At 44.9% G+C, this 24,377-nt stretch carries 17 protein-coding genes and 1 pseudogene; 10 read left to right on the plus strand and 8 right to left on the minus strand.

Annotated elements, in window-relative coordinates; all coding sequences use genetic code 11:
• Positions 1-71 precede the first annotated feature (71 nt).
• Complete coding sequence (locus tag VNK96_07320) at positions 72-410, minus strand: P-II family nitrogen regulator (GenBank protein HWP31515.1); 339 nt, start codon at positions 408-410, stop codon at positions 72-74.
• A 156-nt stretch (positions 411-566) separates the two neighbouring features.
• On the opposite strand from VNK96_07320, the gene VNK96_07325 reads away from it, so the two are divergent.
• Positions 567-1,271 (plus strand): glycosyltransferase family 2 protein, encoded by a 705-nt coding sequence (locus VNK96_07325; GenBank protein HWP31516.1) that lies wholly within the window; start codon positions 567-569, stop codon positions 1,269-1,271.
• A 175-nt stretch (positions 1,272-1,446) separates the two neighbouring features.
• On the opposite strand, the gene VNK96_07330 is transcribed toward VNK96_07325, so the two are convergent.
• The 3 genes from VNK96_07330 to VNK96_07340 all read right to left on the minus strand — a co-directional run bounded on the left by VNK96_07330 (position 1,447) and on the right by VNK96_07340 (position 4,709).
• A complete protein-coding gene (locus tag VNK96_07330; GenBank protein HWP31517.1) occupies positions 1,447-2,736 on the minus strand; it encodes a glycosyltransferase family 39 protein in 1,290 nt (429 codons plus the stop codon).
• Positions 2,737-2,894: 158 nt separating this feature from the next.
• A complete protein-coding gene (locus tag VNK96_07335) occupies positions 2,895-3,569 on the minus strand; it encodes an MgtC/SapB family protein (GenBank protein ID HWP31518.1) in 675 nt (224 codons plus the stop codon).
• Between the two features lie 537 nt (positions 3,570-4,106).
• Positions 4,107-4,709, minus strand: a complete 603-nt coding sequence (locus tag VNK96_07340) for a PEP-CTERM sorting domain-containing protein (protein ID HWP31519.1) — start codon at positions 4,707-4,709, stop codon at positions 4,107-4,109.
• A gap of 206 nt (positions 4,710-4,915) precedes the next feature.
• Between VNK96_07340 and VNK96_07345 the strand changes: the two genes are divergently transcribed.
• Positions 4,916-6,013, plus strand: coding sequence for a hypothetical protein (locus VNK96_07345; GenBank protein HWP31520.1), 1,098 nt, complete (start codon positions 4,916-4,918; stop codon positions 6,011-6,013).
• Between the two features lie 61 nt (positions 6,014-6,074).
• On the opposite strand, the pseudogene VNK96_07350 reads toward VNK96_07345, so the two are convergent.
• Positions 6,075-6,461: pseudogene (locus VNK96_07350) on the minus strand (deiodinase-like protein).
• A gap of 375 nt (positions 6,462-6,836) precedes the next feature.
• Between VNK96_07350 and VNK96_07355 the strand changes: the two are divergent.
• Positions 6,837-7,634, plus strand: a complete 798-nt coding sequence (locus VNK96_07355; GenBank protein HWP31521.1) for a Ku protein — start codon at positions 6,837-6,839, stop codon at positions 7,632-7,634.
• Complete coding sequence (gene ligD, locus VNK96_07360) at positions 7,635-10,301, plus strand: non-homologous end-joining DNA ligase (GenBank protein HWP31522.1); 2,667 nt, start codon at positions 7,635-7,637, stop codon at positions 10,299-10,301.
• Positions 10,302-10,340: 39 nt separating this feature from the next.
• On the opposite strand, the gene VNK96_07365 is transcribed toward ligD, so the two are convergent.
• The 3 genes from VNK96_07365 to pstB form a co-directional block, all read right to left on the minus strand.
• Positions 10,341-11,972: a stalk domain-containing protein gene (locus VNK96_07365; GenBank protein HWP31523.1), complete on the minus strand. Its 1,632-nt coding sequence runs from the start codon at positions 11,970-11,972 to the stop codon at positions 10,341-10,343.
• 47 nt (positions 11,973-12,019) lie between these two features.
• Positions 12,020-12,439, minus strand: a complete 420-nt coding sequence (locus VNK96_07370; protein ID HWP31524.1) for a copper amine oxidase N-terminal domain-containing protein — start codon at positions 12,437-12,439, stop codon at positions 12,020-12,022.
• A 183-nt stretch (positions 12,440-12,622) separates the two neighbouring features.
• A complete protein-coding gene (gene pstB, locus VNK96_07375) occupies positions 12,623-13,426 on the minus strand; it encodes a phosphate ABC transporter ATP-binding protein PstB (protein ID HWP31525.1) in 804 nt (267 codons plus the stop codon).
• A gap of 75 nt (positions 13,427-13,501) precedes the next feature.
• Here pstB and VNK96_07380 point away from each other — a divergent pair, with 75 nt between their 5' ends.
• Genes VNK96_07380 through VNK96_07405 form a run of 6 tightly spaced genes read left to right on the plus strand, consistent with a single transcriptional unit; the run spans position 13,502 to position 24,364 of the window.
• Positions 13,502-16,330: a hypothetical protein gene (locus VNK96_07380; protein HWP31526.1), complete on the plus strand. Its 2,829-nt coding sequence runs from the start codon at positions 13,502-13,504 to the stop codon at positions 16,328-16,330.
• A gap of 23 nt (positions 16,331-16,353) precedes the next feature.
• Positions 16,354-17,685: an alpha-glucosidase/alpha-galactosidase gene (locus VNK96_07385; protein HWP31527.1), complete on the plus strand. Its 1,332-nt coding sequence runs from the start codon at positions 16,354-16,356 to the stop codon at positions 17,683-17,685.
• Positions 17,678-20,368, plus strand: coding sequence for a hypothetical protein (locus tag VNK96_07390; GenBank protein HWP31528.1), 2,691 nt, complete (start codon positions 17,678-17,680; stop codon positions 20,366-20,368). Before VNK96_07385 ends, VNK96_07390 begins: the two co-directional genes overlap by 8 nt.
• Positions 20,369-20,370: 2 nt before the next feature.
• The gene (gene plsY / locus VNK96_07395; protein HWP31529.1) at positions 20,371-21,027 is read left to right on the plus strand and encodes a glycerol-3-phosphate 1-O-acyltransferase PlsY; all 657 of its coding nucleotides are present in this window, start codon (positions 20,371-20,373) and stop codon (positions 21,025-21,027) included.
• The gene (locus VNK96_07400) at positions 21,024-22,112 is read left to right on the plus strand and encodes an LptF/LptG family permease (GenBank protein ID HWP31530.1); all 1,089 of its coding nucleotides are present in this window, start codon (positions 21,024-21,026) and stop codon (positions 22,110-22,112) included. Before plsY ends, VNK96_07400 begins: the two co-directional genes overlap by 4 nt.
• Positions 22,097-24,364, plus strand: a complete 2,268-nt coding sequence (locus VNK96_07405) for a hypothetical protein (GenBank protein HWP31531.1) — start codon at positions 22,097-22,099, stop codon at positions 24,362-24,364. Before VNK96_07400 ends, VNK96_07405 begins: the two co-directional genes overlap by 16 nt.
• Positions 24,365-24,377 lie beyond the last annotated feature (13 nt).

Consider the following 24,377-nt stretch of genomic DNA (forward strand, 5'->3'; position numbering starts at 1 on the left):
ATTCGACTGATACCGGAAATAAACATCTTTGCAAAACTTTATGAGTTTTTAGCAAACAATAGAGTACTTAGCTACAACGCAGCCTCTCCTCTTTCTCCTGTTCGTATGCGGATTACATCGGTAACTTCACTGATAAATATTTTCCCGTCTCCGATTTCCCCTGTTCGCGCCGCCTGCAGGATCGCTTCGATTGCTTTCTCGACTTGGTCGTCGCGAAGAACGACTTCGATTCGAACCTTAGGAAGCAAGTTCACAGAATAAGTGCTTCCGCGATAGAGTTCCGTTCTTCCTTGCTGGCGTCCATGCCCTCTGACCGCTTCGGTAGTCAATCCGAAAATCCCCGCCTCTTCGAGAGCGGTTTTCACCTCTTCCAGTTTGTTTACTCTTACGATGCAGTCTATCTTTTTCATGTTAATTACATTTCCATTAGGAACCAAACGCTTCCCAATTCCATTCAATAATTTTGACATCCCACGAAGTGAAAGCACCACTTTCCTTAGAGAAGTCACTTTTGACTCTTGAGACATGATGTCTCTTCGCTGCGAATGCCATAATAGAATAAGGAAATGGAAGAAAATCCCCAAAGAGACTGCGACCTTTCGATCATCGTCCCAGCCTATAACGAAGAAAAGACACTCGGGGCAGTTCTTGACAGACTTTTAGCGCTGCCTATCTGTAAAGAAATTATCGTTGTGGACGATGCTTCGACAGACTCTACGCCGGAGATTGCAAAAAGATACGGCGATAAAATTGTTTATTTTCGCCAGCCGAAAAATATGGGGAAGGGTGCCGCAATTCGGCAAGGCCTCACCCTTGCAAAAGGGAAGGCGACGATCATTCAAGACGCCGATTTGGAATACACCCCTGAGGAAATTCCTGACGTAGTAAAACCGATTTTGGAAGGGAAGGCGGATGTAGTTTACGGTTCTCGCTTCAAACGGGGAATGCATCCGAATATGGCGCTTCCTAATAAACTCGTGAATGTTATGTTGGTTTGGGCTGTTCGGTTGCTTTTCTTCAAAAAAATTACGGACGAGGCGACATGTTATAAAGCATTTCGCACTTCTGTTTTGAAAAAAATGAATCTCGAATGCAATCGCTTCGAATTTTGTCCAGAAGTAACAGCGAAAGCGATTCGCATGGGTTTGGACATTCATGAAGTTCCCATTAACTATGCCCCGCGAAGCAAAAAAGAAGGCAAAAAAATTCGATGGACAGACGGCGTTGAAGCATTTTGGACGCTCTTGAGACACAGATTTTCGAAGTTTTAGATCAGTAACATTTTTAACTGTTTATTAGAACATTTATTTCTTTCGTTCCCGAGTCTCTCGTGTTTTTCTAGTATCTCGTTCCCTGGTTCTCCTTAGTATCTCCTTACCGGTTCTTTTTGGGAACGCACACTCTATCTCTCTCGTTCCCAAGTTCACTCGGGAACGCATAATTGTATTAATTTACCGATTTGCTAAAAAAGCTAAGTTTGTTTTGAAATATTTCATACAAAACGAATCCAGAAAAGATGAACGACAACGAAATAGCGGGAGCCATGTACCGTACATGGGGATAAACGAAGGCTTGAAACAAATTTACATACAAGATTAGCCCGAGCGCAGGATAGGCGCGAACGAAAGCGTCATGGTGTTTCTTCGCCATGAGAAACGCCCCCCAGACGAATAGAACCATTAAGGGTAAATGGATAATCAAACTGAAAACCCTCAACTTCGCTCCCAAAGTTTGAAACCATGTGAAGAAAATCCCTAAAAACCCTCGACCGACTGCTCCCAGCGGGTTCGCTTTCAATTCCTCCATAACCAATTCTTGGGCAACTTTTTCGTGTTTCAAATAATCCTTCGGGGATGCGTAAGCCTTCGCTTCGTCTCCGTCATAAAGCCTTTTTAAAACGATCTCGTAACGTGTTTTTGCCGCATCTTTGTCTACTCGATATAAATCGCCCCACTCGAGCATTCTTTTCGAAACTTGAATCCCATGATAGAAGGGTGCCCAGCCCCAACTCGAGACGGGAACAAAAGACTCTGTGAGCAAATAATTCCGGTAAGTCCATGGAAATACGATGAGAGCGGCACCTAATATTGCGGGGATACTCCACTTCGACCATCGCGACAAAACTCGATGATGTTTCGAAAAGGCGATTCCGAAAGGAATCACGAGCGGTAAGAGCAAAAGAGTTCCTCTCGTCAATATACTCGCCCCCCATAATAATCCTGTTAAAAATCCATTCCCCACTGAACCGAGCCATGACGACCGACAAAAGAAATAAGCAAAAGCAAGAAACAGAGGGAAGTAGAAGTTTTCAGAATAAAGCCGAGCGGAATATTCTATGGATGGTGGATAAATCGCGAGAAGAAACGCGCAGGTAAGACCCAACTTATCCGAATGAATCCATTTGCCGAGATGAAAAAGAATCCAACAGCATAAGACACCGAGAAGTGCGTGACTAAACTGTGCGATCTCGTAACGGATTCCGAAGAGTTCGAAGAGGAGGTAAAGAAAAAGAGGATATCCGGGGGGGCGTTCCAGAGTAGGTGGTCTTTCTAAAACTAATCTATATCCGTAACCATGATAAAGATTTTCTGCGATAAGATGATATCCGTCCGTTTCTTCTTTTTCAGGTGCAATCCCCATAATACCGCGCGCGTAGCCGAATGTGTAGAGAATTCTCAGGAGAAAAGCCAAAACCAATATCGCGATGAGCGGATTGCGTTTTAGGTAGGTAATCATAAATTACAAACCGCGTAATGCCATAAATCGCGTAAATGGCTTTCGGATCCTTTGCATAGAACGGAGAATAGCGCAAGTCGCGCCATCGCCGCCTTTTTCGTAGCAAATATGAAACGATTTATTCGCAATTCTTTTTGCTTACTCATTTCCAAGCTATCTCAAGAATGTTCGCCCCATGTAGCAGACAACACTCCTCCCATACTACTAATCGTTTCTAAAATTCGTTCTCTCGCACCTCGAATGCTCAGCGAAACGCGCACCCCCCCTTCTGCATCTTCGATTTTTATAGAACTCAACTTGCCTCCCAATTTCTCGATTGCCGGAACGATTTGCAAAACGATGTCGCGAGAACTCGCGATTACAATGAGGTCATGCGTATGCGTATCTTTGGCAAAAAACTTCTCGAATTGATTGACGACGGTAAGAGTCAAAAGACACAAAATTGTCCCGAAAACGGCTACCCAATAAAAATATCCGCCCGTGCTAACAGCGAGCCCGATTCCGGAAACCGCCCAAAGGCTCGCCGCAGTCGTGAGGCCGAGTACAGTGCCACCCGTCCTCAAAATCGTTCCTGCGCCTAAAAACCCGATTCCTGTGACGATCTGTGCTGCGATTCTGCTTGGGTCCTGGGTTGGAAACGACTTACTTACTTCACCGAAAATAACGACGCCTATACAGACCAGCATGTGCGTCCTGATGCCGGCAGGGCGTCCATGAATCTCCCGCTCCCAACCGACGATGCCGCTGAGAATTGCTGCGATTCCTAATTTCAGCAAAATCTCGAAAGCCGCCAAAAGGGAATCTTTTTCCAACAACGCCTCGAAACTTTGCATCCGACTTCGAGAATAGCACGAAGGGAAAGCCGATTAGAATAGGATTCCCGGTTTTTACGAGGCTTTTCTTTGATATAGAGAAAAAAACTAACACGCTGAAAGAAGAACCAGATTTTCCATGGAGAAAATAAAGAGAAAGGTTATTTTTATGAAGCGTGTTTAAAAGGTGATCAATGAATCGTGTGCCTTAAGGCGAAGAATCAGGCTTAATGCTTTTGATGAAAGCCTCTTGTAATGCACATTCCATGCAAATATCAAATAACTCTTCTACTAGGTTGGGAATTTCTTGTTTGTTGGTCGTGGTCAATCTGTAGCCATGTTTGCATTCTAAGGTTGCGCGGCCATTTTCCAACTTTATCTTATACCGATATTGAATTTCAGAATCTTCATGCATTTTTGGAACCTCGATTACAAGTATGAAACATTCAACGCCAAAAATGGCACATGAGTTCCTAAACATGAATATCATCGAGAAAAAAAAGGTTCTAGAGCTCTCGCTCTAGAACCAATGAAAAGAAAAATCTACCGGACTAAGAATTATTGAACACGCCTTCTTGCCGCTAAGATACCAAACGCGCCAATCAAAGCAAGGATTGACGCAGGTTCAGGAACAGCAGCAACCTTACCAGAGCCCTCACCGTTTATCCCCTGTATGTGCACCATACCGAGAACGTTGAGATTTCCCTTCGAGAATGCGTTGAAGTCATTTGCGTCGAGCCCAGTACCGGTAACTTGGAAGGTAACACTTTCACCAGGGTTTAACCTATCACCACTGTTAGAGGTCTCGAAATCCACCTGCATATCGAACATTCCGCCGGCATCGTTTATGTCATCTTCGTCGAATTCCCATCCTACGATTGTAGGGCTGGATTCGATGAGGTTTAGATCCGAAGGGAAAGGTTCGATGTTAAGCAGCAATTCGGTAACGAATTGCGGAGCAGCAGAGCTGGCGCTGTGCGTAAGTGTCATATCCACCATGTCTACACCGGAATCTGTGATCGAGAGGGTCGCCCATGGGGCTGTTCCTCCAGGCAGATCTCCGGTCACGAGAACATTGAACTCGAAAAACAACGCATAGGAAGGCGCAAAGGCTGCAATTAGCCCGGGCACAAAGAGAATGCGAGCAACTTTAGTCTTCACATTCGCCTCCTTTCAAATAAAGTACGTTTAGGCATGCTTCTAAACGTAGAAGCATTATACATGCCAATTGTTCCTTAGACACCCCGCAATAGTACTAGGAAATGTAAAAATCTCGCTTTTTTTTGCGCAAAAGGCCGTCAACCTCGTAATAATTGCAGTACGTTATAGTTACACACACCCTCTGGGTATTTGAAAGGAGAAAGAAAATGTCAGTTTTTAGGAATAGTTTTACTTACGGATTAACAATCCTTGGTCTTTTCGCAGCCAAAACAGCGATGTCCCAAACGTATTACATAACCGACTTAGGCGTACTTCCAGGGTTCGACTCAAGCTTTGGCTATGGAATTAGCGAAGCCGGAGATGCAGCAGGCTATCTCGCTCCCGAAGGTTCTTTCGATTTCCATGCATTCTTTTGGACTGAAGGCGGTGGAATGCAAGATATCGGAACACTCGGAGGACCTTCGAGCGTGGCTCAAGGAGTCAACTCGAGCCAAGTCGTAGTCGGTTATTCGGATTTAGCGAGTGCAGCCTATGAGCACGCTTTTCGTTGGACTGACGTCGGTGGTATGGACGACCTCGGTACTCTGGGTGGAAACTTCAGCAGAGCCTTCGCAATCAACGACTCAGGAGTTATCGCGGGCGAATCCCAAATAGCCGACAATACTTTCCGCGCTTTCAAATGGACGGAAAGCGACGGAATGATCAATTTAGGAACGCTCGGTGGCTCTTATTCCTATGCAAGAGGGATTAATGCCGGTGGTCAAATTACAGGCACAGCGGCGATAGCATCCGGTGATGCACGAGCCTTTCGCTGGACAGAAGGCGTAGGAATGGAGAACCTCGGAACTCTTCCAGGGCACATTCTTTCCAACGGTCTCGGTATCAACGATGCGGGCGATGTCGTTGGCTACTCTTCGCAAACCGGTACGACCTATCTCGCATTCGTTTACAAAGACGGAGTCGGAATGACGGAATTAGTCGGGCTTTACAACTACGATAATCGTGCAAGAGACATCAACAATTTAGGCGACGCAGTCGGACATTCATGGTTGAGCCCGGATGGAAGTACAGCGCAAGCGGTCATCTGGCGAGATGGAGCGGTTTACAATTTGAATGACTTATTAGAAGGTGGTGCTGGATGGCATTTGATTGATGCCTATGCAATTAACGATTCTGGCGAAATCGTCGGATACGGAAAATTGAACGACGAAACTCGTGCATATAAATTGACTCCTGTTCCCGAGCCATCTTGTATTTTCATGCTATCCGGCGCGTTAGTCGTTCTTTTGCGAAGAAGAAAATAGTCGCGTGGTTTCAATGCTAAGCAATAACTCCTTCGACTACTTTCCGTCGAAGGAGTATGAGTTAGTGTCGATTGTTGAGAATCCTTTTTAATGCTTCTTCGGCTTCTTTCGGTTTGAAACCTGCGGGTCCAGGTTTTCCTTGATATCGAATGATTCCGTCTTTCCCGATAATATAAATTCTGTCAGGCCACCCTGCATACGCTTTTTCCACTTTGTTGTCCATCGAATCTACAACAAACGGAATAGAAATTTTCAATTTGTCTTTGCAAAGGTTTGCAACTTCGTGGCGCTGTTTTTTGGTTTTAGGGTCTTCGATTTCGATTCCTTGCTTTTTATTCGAATTCACCTGCCATCCATCGCTCGGATGCGCTTCTCGCACGTATACAATCCGAAAGTCGACCCTGTCTTTGTATTGGTGATAAATTCTTTCGAGTTCGCCCACCTGGGCGCGAAAAGGGGGTCACGTATAACTGCCGAAAATCAAGAAGGTCACCCGTTTGCCGAAATTCGAACTTAGCCGGAAGGTTTGTTCCGAGCCGAGTTGGTGGAGGGAGAAATCAGGGGCTTTATCCCCCACTTTCAAGGCGGTTTGCTCTCTCTGTGCGAAACCGAAGACGAGTAGGGTAGAAAGAAACAGTGTTAGCATAGAACGTCGTTATAGGGATGACGTACGATTTCCCTAAAGGTTCGCTTTGGACAATGTCTTTATTATTGATATACGAACAAACTCTACCTATCGGAAATAAGACTAAAATTAAGTAAAAGTGTAGTATTTCAGACGTAGAATGATTTATAAAACCCTCATAAGGAGGAAAATAAGAAAATGGCTAAGTCAATTTGGAAAGGTGTAATTACATTCGGAATGGTGAGCATTCCAGTAAAACTTTATACAGCGGCGCGCTCTAAAGACCTCTCTTTCAATCAAATCCACACGAAATGCAACAGCAGAATTAAATATAAAAAATGGTGTCCGACGTGCGAAATGGAGGTTCCTGCCGAGGAAATCGTAAAGGGTTACGAATACGCGAAGAATCAGTATGTGCTCCTCGAAGAGAAGGATTTAGAGAACCTTCCCGTACCGAGCAAGCATGCGATTAATGTAGATGCGTTCGTAAAAAGCGAAGATATAGATCCCGTTTATTACGAGAAGAGTTATTACTTAGAGCCGGAAGCGGTGGGGACAAAGCCATACACATTGCTCAAAGAACTCCTTAGCAAAAAGAACATGCAGGCTATCGGTAAAATTACCATTCACGAAAGGGAGAGCCTATGCTCATTACGCTCTTACAATGGCGTATTGATTATGGAGACATTATATTATCCGGATGAAATAAGCGTGCCGAAAAAATTGGATGTAGAATTGCCCGAAGTAGAACCGAAAGAATTGGAAATGGCTTCTCAATTAGCGGATTACCTTTTCGAAGAGTTCCATCCAGAAAAATACCATGACGAATACCGAGAGAAACTTCAAGAAGCGATTCAAGCCAAAATCCAAGGCAAAGAGTTTATCGTTGCAGAAGCTCCACCTGCAGCACCTAAGGTCATTGACCTTATGGAGGCTTTGAAGGCGAGCGTCGAATCCGCTAAAAAGGAAAAGAAAGGCAAAGAGAAAGCAGGATAAGTGCTCGAAGAGTACTCGAAAAAAAGAAAATTCGATAAAACCAAAGAGCCAAAGCCTCGTGCAGAACCCAGCGCGAAAGGGGAATTGACTTTCGTTGTTCAAAAACACAATGCGCGAAGGCTTCATTATGATTTTCGATTGGAGTGGGATGGTGTTTTGAAATCGTGGGCTGTTCCCAAAGGCCCTTCTCTAAACCCTAAAGAAAAACGCCTCGCTGTGCTCGTTGAAGACCATCCACTCGATTATGCGAATTTCGAAGGTTCGATTCCGGAAGGAGAATACGGTGCGGGTGAAGTGATTGTGTGGGATAAAGGAACATATTATCCGGATGAGGGGGGGATTCCAAAATCGCGCAAAGAAGCAGAACAAAGAATGCGCGAAGGATTCGAAAAGGGAAAACTATCGTTTACACTGAAAGGGCATAAATTACGTGGTTCTTGGGCTTTGGTGCGGATGAGAAAAAGCAACGAATGGTTGCTCATTAAGCACAAAGACGAATTTGCCAGTGAAGAAGACATTCTCGAGAAAGACGAATCCGTGATTTCAGGATTGCGTATAGAAGACATACAAGCAGGGAAAGACCCTATTCCGCTTTTAGAAAAAATAAAGGGAGCGAAGCAGAAGCCGTTTATTTGGAACCTAAAGCCTATGCTGGCGCATATAGCGGAAAAACCGTTCTCTCATCCCGATTGGGTTTTCGAACCTAAGTTAGATGGCTTGAGAATTTTAGCGTTCGTACAAGGAGAAAAAGTGATTCTGAGATCGAGGAATTCTCGAGACGTTACTAAAAATTATCCGTCTCTTGCGAAAAAACTTTCTTCACTCGGCTTGAAAGGTGCAATTTTCGATGGGGAAGTCGTCGCTTTCGATGCGCGCGGAAACATATCCTTTCAACAGCTGCAGAAGCGGATGAACTTGGTCAACGAACACGACATCGCTCTCGCAGAGAAAGAAATACCCGTCGTTTACTATATTTTCGATTTGCTGTATTGGGATGAATACGATATCCGAGATGCTCCTTGGAAAGAAAGGAGAAAACTGCTCGAAATGGTTTGCCCTAAAGAACAAGACATAAACATCGTGCAAGTATTCGAAGAGGATGGAGAAGCGGCATACGAAGGAGCAATTTCAATGGGGTTGGAAGGAATCGTAGCAAAAAAAATAGATTCTCGATACGAATCCGGTGTTCGCTCTTCGAATTGGCTGAAAATTAAATCTTTTCACAGCGGCGAATTCGTCATTTGCGGATATACGCAAGGAAGAGGAAGTCGCGCGAAATCTTTGGGGGCATTGGTGCTGGGGAAATTCGTGGATGGCGAGCTCGTGCATGTAGGAAACGTAGGCACCGGTTTCGACGAGCCTACCATCGCAGCTCTTATGAACAAATTAGAACCCTTGAAAGACGAATGCCCGTTCAAATCTCCACCTCTTATTACTGAACCCGTAACTTGGGTAAAGCCCGTTTTAGTCGCCGAAGTGAAATACACTCATTACACTGAAGGGGGGGCTCTTCGTTCACCTGTGTTTTTGAGATTGCGTGAAGATATCGAGCCTTCGGAAGCCGTAGCAGAAGAAATCGTAGCGGAGATACCTGAAAAAGAACCCGAGTTAGTCAGCGATAGAGAAATCGAAGAGGTTTTAGAGCAACTCGAAAACAAAAAGCAAGAATTCCGTCTACGCGTAGGAGAATATCAATTCGATGTTACGAACCTGGATAAAGTCCTGTGGCCAAGAGATGGAAAAGAATTTACGAAACGTGATTTCATTATTTATTTGGCGAAAATCGCAAAAGTTATACTTCCACATATAAGAAATCGTCCCTTGACGCTCTCTCGTTACCCTGATGGAATCTACGGAGAGACTTTTTATCAGAAGCATTGGGAATTCGATTTACCGCCTTTCGTAGAAACCGTCAAGATATTTTCCTCTCATCGTGAAGGGGCATTGGAATATTTGTTGGCGAATAACCTCGCTTCGCTTTTGTGGTTGGGTCAGTTAGCGAATTTGGAAATTCATACATGGTATTCGCGCATAAAAACAAAAGAAGACGAACCCCATGGCGCGGATTATTGGAGTTCTAAAGAAGCATTAAAACAATCTTCTTTGAATTATCCTGATTTTATGGTTTTCGATTTAGACCCTTATATCGAATCCGACGTGACGGAAAAAGAGAAAAAAGTTACGATAAGCAAAGAAGCGTTTCAGAAACTTTGCGATGTCGCATTCTGGCTCAAGGAAGAATTAGAGGGGATTTCTCTTAAGCCCTATGTAAAGACTTCCGGAAAACGAGGCGTGCATATTTTCGTTCCTATCGTACGAAACCTCTCATTCGAAGAAACGAGGAACGCTTGTGAGAGCGTTGCGCTTTTTTTGTTGAAAAAGCATCCGAAAGAAATTACGACAGAATACGCAATCGAGAGAAGAGCAGGAAAAGTATTCATAGACTACAATCAAAATGCGCGAGGAAAGACACTCGCGTCTGTGTATTCTCCCCGCGCATATGCGGGAGCCCCTGTCTCGGTTCCCGTGCTATGGGAAGAATTGAGAAGTATTCATCCTCTCGATTTCGATATCGAAACGACTATCGAGAGGGTGAAAGAAAATGGGGACGTGTGGGAGGACATTTTGCGCAAGCCGACAGATTTGAGAGAAGTACTCAATCTGTAATTCTCAAGCAAGCGAAAATCTTAAAGAAACTTACAAAACCTATCGTACGAAGTGAATAGTTGTCGGTCCGGAGCGTTCGTTAGTCGCGTTTAGCGAATACGCTCTAATCGTATATCTCGTATCACTTCCGCGCACCAATGGGGTTACATCTATGGCTTCCGTCGCGAACTCACCACGTGCATTTGCAGTAAGAACTTTTTCATATAGAGTGCCTGTAAGCGTTACCGCCCCGAGAACTGTCGTCTCGTATTCTATGTGCACGAGAACGCGTCCATTAGGGGCTGTTGTTCCTCTTACGACGACATTCCCCGTCACTTTCTGCCCTTCGGTGGGCGAAATGATCGTAGGGGGATCAGGAACTCCTCCATCGACAGATATTTTCGAGCCTGTTTCTACTGTATAAACCTCACCGTTTCGCGATTTAAATGTTGCCGTGATAATCGCGTTTTGCAAATTATCACCTTTCCTTACCGTATATTCGCCGACATACACCCCTGTCGCAATCTCTTGCATCGGAATATTGCGTATGTTTCCGATAGAGAAAGTTGCGCTGCCATTCGCTTCAGCTTCCAATCTCGTTCGAATCACATCGCCAGGCTCAGGCACCTCAGGTGCTTCATGCGTGAACGATTTAATCGCTTTCGCGACATCGCTCACTTCGAAACTCCACGAATGCATTAGCGGATTACGAGCGCGATCACGAACAGTTATTGTCACATTATGTCTTCCTGCTGCGACTGCAGTCGGCTTGAAATATACGAGATTCGAGGAAATGGTCGCTTTAGAAGTAACATCTGTTCCGTCGAATAGAACTTTGACGGATTCCGGTTCTATACCGCTTCCAGTCGCATCGTCGAATACTGCTGTAATACTTAAGTTGCGAGCATCCACTCTACTATTCGCAACGGGGGTAACTGCAAGAATCTTCGGTGCTGTAGTGTCTAAGGTGATTTTCTCTTCCGCTTGCATAAGAACTTCACGATTTCCGATGCGTAAAATTCCGATAACGCTTGCTCCGCTAATCGCGAATTCCTTGTCGCGCGAAACGGTCCAGGTCCCTTCGTACTTTCCTGGAGAAATTTCTTTCATCGGGACTTCATTGACTACACCAGGAATACGGAAGTATGCCCGTCCCCCGGGTGTTCCTTCCATGGTTACTGTAATCGTGTTTCCTGCCGAAATCACTCCACTGGCGTTGTGATTTATATACGCTATCGTTCCTGTACCTTCTATGCGTTCGCTTACATCTTCTTCGATAGGACCCGCAGTCGTGATTTCGACTATTCGACGATAATCATCCCACCGGACTTCAGCACCTAATGCTTCGCTCACAAACCGCAATGGGATAAACGTTGTGCTTGCATAGATACGTGCGGGAACATCCAGCATGATTTCCGAACCGTTTACTTTTGCTGTCGAAGAACCAATTCGCATTTCGATAGTCCTGGCACCCTTTCTCGCATAAATCATTCGAGCAGAAGGCTGCCATTCTACGGCTGCACCAAGATGTTCGAAGATTCCGCGTAAAGGGACCAATACACGACTTTGAACCATTTTAGGGGCAACATCTAAATGCACTTGATTCCCATTAATCTCAACGCGAATAGTTTGTGAGAAAAGAGAAGAAACAAAACAAAGCGACGATAGAATCAGAAAGGTTTTGGCTTTCATAGAAACGCTCCTTTATGTGATAGAATTGCACTAAGTAAACATATCGTTTACCGATGAGCAAGTGTTAAAATCTCCACCGTTCTTGTGTAACTCTTCCAATTTACGTCATAGCCTAAAGATTCGCTAACGAAACGTAGTGGAATGTAAGTGTATCCGCCGAAAATTTGTGCTGGAACATCCAACGACACATCTGAACCGTTCACTTTCGCAGTCATTGATCCGACCCTAAGTTCGAGGTTGTTATCACCTTTTCGTGCATAAATCGTTCGAGTAGAAGGTCGCCATTCTACGAATGCTCCCAGGTGCTCGAAAATTTCTCGAAAAGGAACAAGAACGCGGTTATCAACTATTCTTGGAGCAACGGTCAATTGTATTGGGTTGCCGTCGATCTCGACGCCAATCGCCTGAGCGAAGGAAGAAACCGTCCAGCAAAAACCTAACAGAGTAACGATAATTTTGGCTTTCATATAAACCTCTTTCATGAAACTTCTTTATAGAAGTCTGTGTAAATTCGACCTCGATGTTTTTATACGTCATTTTTGCCTACGATAAGAGGGTGTTTTCGCTGTTTTTTGCTTTTTTCTGTCCCCTAGGCTTTTTCTAATAGTGCCTTCTTATTGGAGAAGGGCAATATTTCGATTAGAGCGGCTCTATCCGAAACGACCCGAGATGTAGTCCTCTGTCTCGCGCCGCTTCGGCACCATGAAGAGGTTTGTCGTTTCCTGGAATTCGATGAGTTCCCCCATAAGAAAGAAACCAGAGTAGTCGCTCGCTCGTTGCGCTTGTTGCATATTATGAGTGACGATAACGACCGTGTATTGCTCTTTCAATTCCAACATCAAATCCTCGATTCTTCCTGTAGCAATCGGGTCGAGGGCAGAACACGGCTCATCCATCAAAATCACCTCCGGGTCGACTGCCAAAACCCGCGCAATGCAAAGCCTCTGCTGCTGCCCCCCCGAAAGTTGCAATCCGCTTTGATCGAGTTTGTCGGCAACTTCATCCCATAATGCTGCGCGTTGTAGAGACATCTCTACAATATTGTCTAACTCTTCACGATTTCTGACTCCGTGAATTCTCGGTCCGTAAGCGACGTTGTCGTAAATGCTCATCGGAAACGGGTTAGGTTTTTGGAAAACCATCCCTACCTTTTTGCGAAGCTGAACGACATCCACATTTTCACCATAAATATTAACTCCATCGAGTTCGACTATTCCTTCTATGCGAACGTCGTCTATCAAATCATTCATGCGATTGAGGCATCGCAAAAATGTGGTTTTCCCGCAACCCGAAGGACCTATAAGAGCGGTTATCTTATTTCGGGGAATATCTAAGGTAACTGACTTTAGCGCTTGAAAATCCCCGTAGAAGACGCTCAAATTTCTGATTCGAATTTGTTCCTGCTCTCCCGGAAGACTTTGAGATGACACTTCCGTCACGACCTTTGTCTGCACATCGCTTATTTTGAGTCAGAAATGTGTTAAAGCGATGTTAAAAAATGTCTCGGACGGTGGCAAAATAGAGAAAATATGTTGCACTGGTGGGTTTTGTCAGGATGTCTAATATTTGGAAATATAGAAGAAAACGAACGAATCTTTACTTCGCCTCATCTTTTGGCAGTGGGCTTTGCTGCTCCTCCTCGCCTCCCGCTTTGCTCTGACGCGAACGGTGACGGGTTAGGTGACCTGCTCTGTGTTTATCCACCCGATAACGGGATTATCGATTTTGCGCCAAACGTGAACAATGAAAAATGCGGATACGGCAGGCAGGCGAGGGTCGGGATAGGACCAGACTGTAAGGCGGCGATCTCGGGTGATTTCCTTCCTGACGCAGGTACTGAAGTAGTTGGTTTGTTTGCCGATGGCTCTCTGAAAATATTTTATAACTTTGTCGAAGAAAAATATAAAGAGACTACTGATATTTATAAGTTCGAGCAAAAACCCGGGCGTTTTGTTCTCGGTGTATCCAAAGTAAAAGGCAAGCGACTTGGAATCGTGGCTTTGGATGGCAAGTCGGGTGCTGGAATCCTGCTGCGGTGGGAAGACGGGAAATGGACATCGAAAAGAATCGAATTCCCGAGTGAAGTGGAGTGGATACAACAAAACGACGTCACGAATGACCCGGGTGCGGAGTGGATTATTCGAAAGCCTTATGGGGCAGTGATGCTTTATTCGGAAAATGATTTGCAGCATAGGAAATTGATCAAGTTAGCGAAAAAAGGCGATGCAATAGAAGTTTGCAATAAGAAACTTATTATAGGAAAAGAGTGGATAAACGGAAGCACTTCGCTCCCCATCAAAGAATTAGACTCGATCGCAGAGCCTTATGTTTATCGTACCTGTGATATGAACGGAGATGGCATCGAGGACCTTGTCGTCTTTCGTTATGGAAACGAACCCCATATAGCCTATGACATTTACGTTCTTTGTTCGATTCGTAAAAACGATAACGATTTCGATAAAGACGGATTATCCAATTCCGAAGAAAAGAAAATCGGCACGAACCTCTATCATAAAGACACCGATGGCGATGGCTTGCTCGATTCTTGGGAGGTGCGTGGCGTTAGAGGATTGGATTTACCCGCTATGGGTTGCTCACCTTTGAAATACGATGTGATTTGTTATGTTCATCGGATTAGTGACGTTGACGAAAAACATGTAAAAAACGAAATGGAACGCGTGAAAAATTCTTATGCGCAGTTGGAAGTTACTAATCCCGATGGATCGAAAGGGATTTCCTTTCATCCGATTTTTCCTGACCCGATTCCTGAAGACAAAGCGAAAGGAAAGGGATGGCCCGAACTCGGTGAACTTTACTTTCCTAAAAACCATCGAGGAATAGCGCATTGGATGGTTATCAATAAAGGTGGCGGCGGACAGGCGAATCAGATGGGAGATATGGGTGGATGCGGCGCTGATGCGCTCTGGGCAGTCTTTTTGCATGAATTCGGACACCAATTGGGTCTCGACCACAATGGATTTTGGCGTCCCGGGCTTTGCCCTTTGTATCCGAGCCTTATGAATTACGCATACAGTTACGGATTCAATGACGATGGGAATCTCATTCACTATAGCAATGGAAAATTCGCCTCTTATACGCTCAAGGAAACCTCCCTCGACGAGGAAATCCCATTGCCCTACCAAGAAGTCAGTTTCTTGGAAAAAGGACCTTATCGTTTTCGATTAAAACAAAACGGAACGAAAACCTTAGTTGACTGGAATTGGAACGGAGTATTCGGAGAAAAGAATGTTCGAGCAGACATTAACTATGGATACAGCACTACGGCGGGAGAGAGATTAACTGTAGATAAAACACATGCATCTCCCTATCTTTTTAGTTATGCAAGTAAGGCATGGCTTCTTTACGCAAAATTGCCGCAAGAACCGAAACGAGGTGAAGACCCGAATGTAAGCATTCAGAAACCCGGCACTTTGTACTTGAGAGAAATTGACCAGAAATATACATGGAAAGACGCCATCGAAATTGCGAAAAATGTCACCGGCGACCCAGCCGGCGCTGGCTTCAATCAAGAATTTTGGATTTTTTATCCGTCCGCAGAAGGAATCGTTTATTCACGTGGTGAGATTTCGGCAAACAGTTGGAAACAAAAAGAAACCACACTACTTCCGGATAGCCAAAACAAACGCGTAACATGCGCAGTTTTATTCGGAAGACTTTTCGTTTTTCTGCACGATTCGAAAACCGGTGAGGTTCGATACAGTTCTACATTCGGTAACGGATTTCGCAAGTTTTACACACTAACGGCAAAAAGCACGAATCCGGTCTCTGCTTGCGAGGACTCTATCCATCGAAGAATTTTGCTTACTACATGTCAAGACCAAGATAAAGACCGCCCTTCACGATGGCAAATTCGATGGTTCGAACTCGAGGGTGAACAACTCGTAGAAAAAGGCATGGAATGGGTGGAAGGGGAAGGAGGCGGAGCGCGTGGAGACGGAAGACTGCAGGTTTTGTTCGATTCTTCTTCCGATGCCGGACCTGATGGAAGAGTCTATGTCTTCGGGCCTGGACTGCGACGAGACCCAAAAGCCCCTTGGACCGGGTTGTATGTAGCTCATCAGATTGCGGATAAAAGCGTGCGAGGAGGATGGCTGGTGAAACGCTATTACGACGAATGGACGAACTCACGTTCGGATTCAGCCGTGACTTGGTTCGAAGGAGATGTTCTTTGGTCTTATCGTTGGGTAGATGGCGCTCAAGGAGACTCGGATAACAACCTCCAAGTTGCTTTTCACGGTTTGGGAATCGAAGAGATGCCTATGGGAGATTTCAACGATGTGGAATTCATCGTGAAATACGGTCTCAAAAGAAGCATCCTTTATCTCTTTACGAATTGACCGTAATCTATACTTAAAGCGAAATGCCTAAAATAGCCTTTATCGGAGCCGGCTCGGTCGTCTTTACCAAGAACTTGCTCGGCGATATTTTGTTGAACGACGAATTGAAAGAGTCGGAAATCGCCCTCATGGACATCGATGAAGAACGTCTTCGAGTGGCGGAACGCATGGCGCACAAACTCGCAACGGCTACGAGATCCAACCCGAAAATCACAGCTACATTAAATCGCAAAGAGGCGTTGGAGAGTGCGGATTATGTAATTTGCTCGATACAGGTGGGGGGCTATAAACCTTCTACTGTAATCGACTTCGAAATTCCCAAGAAATACGGTTTGCGACAAACTATTGCAGACACTTTAGGAATCGGCGGCATTATGCGAGGATTGCGAACGATTCCCGTGTTGATCTCGATTGCACGCGATATGGAGGAACTCTGCCCGAATGCTTGGCTTCTTCAATATAGCAATCCGATGGCAATGAATTGTTGGGCATTAGCAGAAGCGACGCGCTGCAAATTCGTTGGTCTTTGCCATAGCGTGCAAGGAACTGTATGGGAATTAGCCAGAGATTTGAATATTCCTTATGAAGAAATCAATTATCTTTGCGCAGGAATCAACCACATGGCTTTTTATCTGCGCTTAGAACACAAAGGACGCGATTTATATCCGGAACTCATGCGAATTGCCGAAGAAGGGAAAGCGCCCGCATACAATCTCGTTCGTTACGAAATGCTAAAACGATTGGGATACTTCGTAACGGAAAGCAGCGAACATTTCAGCGAGTACTGCCCCTATTTTATTCGAAGAGATCGACCAGACCTCATCGAAAAATTCAACATACCTTTAGACGAATATATACGCCGTTGTGAAGTGCAAAATGAAATGTGGGAAAAAATGCGAGCAGAAATTGACAGCGATGCACCTTTACCCCCACCTAAAAAAAGCGCCGAATACGGAAGCTTCATTATTCACAGTATGGAAACGAATACACCACGCGTGATATATGGAAATGTGCGCAACGATGGATTAATCGAGAACTTGCCATCGGATTGTTGTGTGGAAGTTCCTTGTTTGGTAGATAAACAGGGAATACAACCCACTAAAATCGGAAGACTGCCGGAGCAATTGGCAGGGCTCATCATGACGAATGTGAATGTGCAATCCCTGACCGTAAAAGCAGCATTAACCGGAATACGTGATTATGTATATCACGCTGCCATGCTCGACCCACACACATCTGCAGAACTCACTCTCGATGAGATTTGGGCGCTGGTCGACGAACTCATTGAAGCGCATGGAGAATTCATCCCTCCCCTTCGTCGGGGAAGGATTATGGAGGCGAAAGTCTTTGCTTGAAACGAATCCACTCCTCGATTGCTTCCACGATAAGGAATGGGCGACAGGGGTTATCGAGCGATTAGGTGGGTTTCAAGTCCCGAACTTTTGGCAAAGAGTTCTGTCTTCGTTGGCACAGACGCCGAATCCGGACCGCGCACTGGCAAATTTAGAGCGCTGGTTGTTTTCGGCAGGAAACTCTTATGTGCGCGCTAGTCTTTTAGTCGAAGACCCGGGGTTTCGTCACCGATTCCTCATGATATTAGGAAGTGGGCAAGGACTCGCGGATTCCTTAATTCAAAACCCAGAAATGAGTACTTCTCTTGCAGATTACGCGGAGATATCTTCCCCCCCAAATTCTAAATCTTTGATAAAAAGAGGGATCGCTCTTTTAGAAAACACATCTTCATTCTCTCATCGTTTAGACAGAATTCGATTCCTAAAGCAAGAGACGCTTCTGAAGATTGCTGCAGCTGATTTGACTGCAGAATGGGAACAAGAAACCGTATGGGAAGCATTATCGGAGTTGGCAGACGCGATATTACACCTTGTATTCCGAGCCGTTTCTCAAGAATTAGGAAGCGAATTTCCTGTTGCAGTTATCGCAATGGGAAAACATGGCTCTCGTGAATTGAACTATTCATCCGATATCGATTTAATCTTTTTGGTGCAGGATGATTATCCGAATTTGGAAGCTGCATCGAAGTTTTGCGAAAAACTAACGAGAGCGCTTGTCGGAAAAATGGGTCGAGGCTCGCTATATCGCGTGGATTTACGCTTGCGACCTTTCGGAAAATCCGGACCAATCTCGCACACTCTAACTGCTGCATTGAATTACTATCGAAATTATGCAGAACCATGGGAAATTCAAGCGCTCGTGCGAGCGCGCCCTTGTGCAGGAGATAAGAAATTAGGAGAAAACTTCGTTCGAGAAATTGCGGATGTCGTGTATAGCGGCGCTCGAAGCGAGTTTTTTTTAGACAGCCTTTTATCGGCGAAAAAACGCTACGAGCAGGAAATTCAAACAAGAGGAGAGTGGGAAACCAATATCAAATTAGGACGCGGTGGAATTCGAGATGTCGAGTTTATCACACAAGTTTTACAACTCTTAGCAGGTAGTCAGTTTCGAGAACTCCAAGGGGCGCCTACCTTAGATGCTTTAAGCACGTTAGAAGCGAACGAAATCCTTTCGGAAAGAGAAGCGAATATACTCGAAAATGGCTATCGTATATTGCGTCAATTAGAACACCGGATACAACTTTTGTACGATTTACAAGAACACACGCTTCCTAAAGAAGAACTCGAAAGAAAGGCGCTGTGCAAAATGATGCATTCTCCGGAATGGACGTTTTTAGAAAAAGAACTTATGCGGATAAGGACTCAAATTCGCGAGATATTGGAAAGGCGAATCGCTGGACTCGCGAAACCCTCCGAAGAGGTCGTAGAAATCATAACCAATTTGGGATATGCGTATGGTTCGAGCCTTTATCGAACCGCGAAAAAATTAATCGAATCCTCTGAAGATGCTTCCTCTTTCACTCATGACTTCTTGAATGACACTTCCACACTCGACCGATTCCGCTTAATCGTCGAAAATGCACCGATTGTCGTTCCACATATCGCTTTTCATAAATCTCTATGGGATGTAGCGTTTTCCGAAGAAGTCGAAATATCTCCAGAAGACGAATCGGATGTGTCCACTAGCATATATGAACGACTTAAAGATGCCCATGAAAATTGGGAATCTGCATTGGCGTGGCTTTTGAGACGAGAACTCGTTATTTCTGCGATCAAAGACGGATACCATAAAGATACGAAGCGAACCTTCAAACGTCTTACGCGTATCGCTGAAGCAGCGCTTCTCGCAAGCTTGGACCGAATCGGCGGAAAGAACATAGACATCGTGGCATTGGGACGATTAGGAAGCGAAGAACTTCTTTTCGGTTCGGATTGGGATGTGATTCTTCTCGTCAAAAACACAGATGAACAAACGCGGGCTGAAAAAGTGGGAGAGGAATGGATTAGATGCGCAAGAAGAATGAGCACTGCATCTTCATGGTTTCCCCTCGATTCGCGACTTCGTCCAGAAGGAAGAAGCGGATTGGTTGTTCGCTCCTTGCAAAGTCTTCTCACTTATGGAGAAACGGCAGGAGAATCGTGGGAGCGTATGGCGTATACACGGGCGCGCTCGTTACGCGGTTGGCGTGAAACTCAAGAAGCGCTGAGAGAATTCACCTATGGCCCTCCTTGGAGAGAGGAAGACGAAAAAAACGTAATGAAAATTCGTCAAAGAATCCACAACGAACGAGTTCAGCCCAAATACCGCAATCGAAACCTCAAATTAAGTGAAGGCTTTTTATTGGATATCGAATGGATTTGCGGTTTGTTGAAACTGCGCTCGAGAGGAGAAGCGGCGAGTTCTCCGAGCATTTTAAAAACACTGAAAGAACTCAAAGACAACTGGAAAATAAACTTACACGAAGAAGAAAAACTTTCGGAAGCGATGCTCTTTTTCTCGAGACTTCGGAACGCCCTGTTTCTGCTCGATATGGATTCCGATGTGATTTTGCCGGAGAACCTCGATAAACTAAATCGAATCGCCGCTTTTTTAGGATATGAAACTCCTAACGACGTCCTTAAAAAGGTAGAAGAAATGCGCAATGCGGTCAGAAGTGCCTACGAATCCTTAATTGGAGAGCATTAATTTTGACGATACTCACTTGGGTACTCACCTTTTTAATAACATTTATCATAGGTTCTTTACCCTTCGGGTATTGGGTTGCCAATCGTTATGGTGTGGATATTCGGACGACAGGAAGTCGAAACATCGGCGCTACGAACGTGTTTCGTGTATTGGGATGGAAACCTGGCCTTGCGGTTTTGGTTTTCGATATCGCAAAAGGCTACTTTCCGGCTCTATTAGGGGGAAATGCTCTCTCTCAAGAACAGACCTACCAAACAGAAGTGACTCTTTTGGTCGGTCTTTTCGCAGTGCTCGGGCATGTCTACTCTCCATGGCTTGGATTTCGAGGAGGTAAAGGAGTAGCGACAGCGCTGGGCGTAGTTTTGGCTGCAACGCCACTGCTCGCTGGAATATGTTTGGCGATTTGGCTTTTGGTCTTTTTGACGAGTAAGTATGTGAGCCTTGCGAGCATTCTCGCTTCGATTGCCGCTCCTATATCGGCGTTTTTTCTTGGATATAGCACGTGGGTTATAGGTATATATACAGGTACATGCGTTTTTCTTATACTAAAACATCGCGCAAATATCCAGCGCCTCATAGCCGGTAAAGAGTTGCGAATTAACTTTCGCTCCGTTTCCGAGTCTTTAAGATCGAAGGAAAAGAAAACTTCAGAATCATGATTCGTACTTTAGACCGTTATTTGTTCCGAGAACTGATTGCTCCGTTCTTCGTAGGCACTGTAGCAGTCGTGATCATGTTTTTGGCGAATACGCTGATATTTTATTCGGAATATTTATTCAAAAAAGAAATCGCGTTTACGGCCGTATTGCAAGTGTTACTTTTTAGCATTCCATCCGCTTTAAATTTAACTCTTCCGGTGGGGATAACCATAGCGGCTTCTCTCTCCATCGCTCGTTTGGTACGCGAAAGCGAAATAACGGCGATTCGCGCTGCAGGAATCCCGATTCGACGAACTTTATTACCTATTATGGTGATGGGTTTGATTGTATCGGGTCTCAGTTTTTACGTTTACGAAAAACTGACTCCCGTATCAGAAAGAAGATTGAAGGAAACCTTGAGAAAGATTTTCGCGAGCGCAGAAGCGATAGGAGTCCGTTCGAATGTCCTTCTTAAACTCGATAACGGAAGATATCACATCAGCATCGGTACGGTGCAGCAGGCTCCAGGTGGGGGCGTCCAAATGAAGAATGTCCTTATGTTCCATACTCCGAAAAGAGGAGAATTCTGGGTCGTTACCGCTGAAAATTCCGAATACAAAGATGGGCTTTTCACGATGTATCAACCTTCCATTTGGGTTTTCGAAGGTACGAGATTGGTGCAATTCGAGGTCAAGGATAAACACGTGATAAGCCAACGTGTAAGCATCGAATCATTTTTCGGACAACCACTCGCCCCTGAGCAGAATTTAACCCAACTCCGTGAAACGGTAAAAGTGTTGCGGGAGCGAGGGAACCTCGTTCAAGCGAGGGAATACGAAGTCGAATATCACAACCGTTTTAGTGTGCCTTTCGCGTGTGCGATATTCGCGATTTTCGCGCCGGTTTTCTCGATTCATTTTTCGAAAGGTGGACCTTTTGTCGGGTTATTGCTGAGCATTTTCGTAGTTTTTTTGTATTACAACGTATGGGTTATTTCTGCGCAAAAACTGGCAAAAGCAGGTTTCTTACCGCCTATTGTCGGGGCTTGGTTACCTAACGTACTTTTCCTTATTATAGCGGTGATAGCCTTATGGCGCTCAGAATAATTTTATTTATTTTAGTTCTGATTTCCTGCGCGATTCTTTTTGCGCAGGACCCCGATCAAAACCCGCTGGAGCCGACAGGTTTTCCTCCGAACCCCCCCAAAGACATTCGCTTACCTCCTCCACCCATCGAGGAAGCCGGAACGTACGAGTTGAGAGTTATTAGGAGCGAGACATGGTCTTTAAGAGAAAACGAAGTAGAAGGAACGAAGGTGGAGTTCGAATACCGCGGTTATCGAGTGCAAGCAGATGTGGTTTTAGGAGATGTCGACAGCGGTGTTTTCGCACTTCGAGATAATGTCAACATTCTCACGCGTGATTATGTAATAAGGGGAAAAGGAGTCATAGTGAATTTTCGTCGTAGGACATTTCGCTTCGATAACGGAGAGATGGATATTAGAAAGAGTTTTCTTCAAGGCATGCTCTTGAGCGAAGTCTATCTCGAAGCAGAAGAAGTCTCCGGGGGGGAGGATATGGTGGTCGCAAGAGGCGCGACGTTCACGACTTGTAACTTAGACCATCCTCATTATTGGTTCGAAAGCAAAAAATTTAGCACGTATCCCGAAGACAAAATCGTTTTCGAGCAACTTAAACTTAAAGTTTTGGATAAAACGGTGTTTTCCCTTCCGAAACTCGTTATCCCCATACGAAAGGGAAGTAGAGAGTTTCTCCCACAAACAGGTTTTTCGCCTGCAGAAGGTTATTATTTGAAATATCGCTATGGACTCCCTGTCGGAAGAAACTTCGCAATGTTTCGTGCAGAACTGACGACAGAACAAGGATTAGGATTGGGAGGCGATTTCAATTATGAAAGTTCACGACAAAAAGGAATCGTGCGCATCTTCGGAAATTTTTTCAGGCCCGATGGGACGCTAAGTTATGGCGCATCTGCAGAACATAGCCAAGAATGGAACTTCGGAAGAATGAATTTCACACACGAATCTCGGCAGAATAATTATCTCATCGGTCCCCAAAACATACTGCATAACACGCGCTTGAATTTCAACACTTCACCTTCGAGACGTGGTTCGACGAGTTTCAACTTCACGCGTTTAGAGAACCTATTACCGGGGTTTCACAGTATTCAAAATAACGCAACGATCACAGATTCTACTCGATGGGGAGCAAACCATGCGACGAATCTTTCTCTCAGTTACTTGATAAGCGATGCGAGTTCATTCGGTAACGTGTTATTAAAAAGGGAAGTATTGGAAGTGCGTTTTCAAGACCTTCTCGATTTGAAAACAATCGAAACGGAGTTGGAATATTATCATTTAGTTCCCATCGGCTCGACGACGAATTTTTTCAGCGGAATCGAACGAACCCCTAACCTCATCGTTCGTACGAACAAGTCTCGCCTTTTCGGAAATAACAAAAAGATTCCACAATTCGATGCCCTCGTGTCGATCGGCAATTATTTCATCCCACAAACCTCGGATAAAGTTACTCGTTACACATTCAATATCTATACGAGACAATCCGCTATCCCCAAAGAGGGAATCGGATACGAATACGAAGCGAGTTTCTTTCAAGGTTTCTACGATGAGGACGCCGCTCAGTACACGCCTCGATTGAATGCGCGCTTGGCTTATAACGATGAAAAACGTTTTTCTTTAAATTTTCGTTACAATTATCGTCGACAGCACGGCTTTACTCCTATTTTCGAAGATGCGGCAGGAAGATACGAAACTGCAAATATAGATTTTTTAGCGCATCCACTTCCAGGCTTTCGCATAGGAGGACAGACTGGTTTCGATTTCAATCGCGATAGAGAAGGTGAAGTAGCATGGCAGCCCCCCTCGTTGAGAATGGAATACGAGCCGGGCAAATGGCTTCGATTTCGAACGATCGCAAGTTATGACCCAGAGGACACTTTATGGAGAAGTGTTCGCTTCGATTTGAGTGCATCATGGAAAGACACTCGTCTATCCGTCGCTTCTACTTATGACGGGAGATTTCACAATTGGGGCACTACGAGTTTTTTCTTGGATGGACTGACGTTGGGACGTTTGAAAGTTTCTCTGCTTTTTGCATATAACGGTTTTCTTAGACGCTTCGATTCCCGCCACCTATCTTTAACTTACGATTTGCACTGCGCGGAAGCCGTTTTGCAAATCATCGAAAACAAGACTGGGTTTAATCCTGGCAGGCAGGTCGTCTTTTTCATACGGATTAAAGCCCTACCCTTCGGCTCGCTCTTCGGATTAGGTCCTTTCGGGAACTCGATCGGTGTGGGGAACGGGATTTCATGGTAAAGTAAAATAAAGT

It is taken from the genome of Fimbriimonadales bacterium (assembly GCA_035559795.1).
In the GTDB taxonomy this organism is placed as follows: domain Bacteria; phylum Armatimonadota; class Fimbriimonadia; order Fimbriimonadales; family ATM1; genus DATMAR01.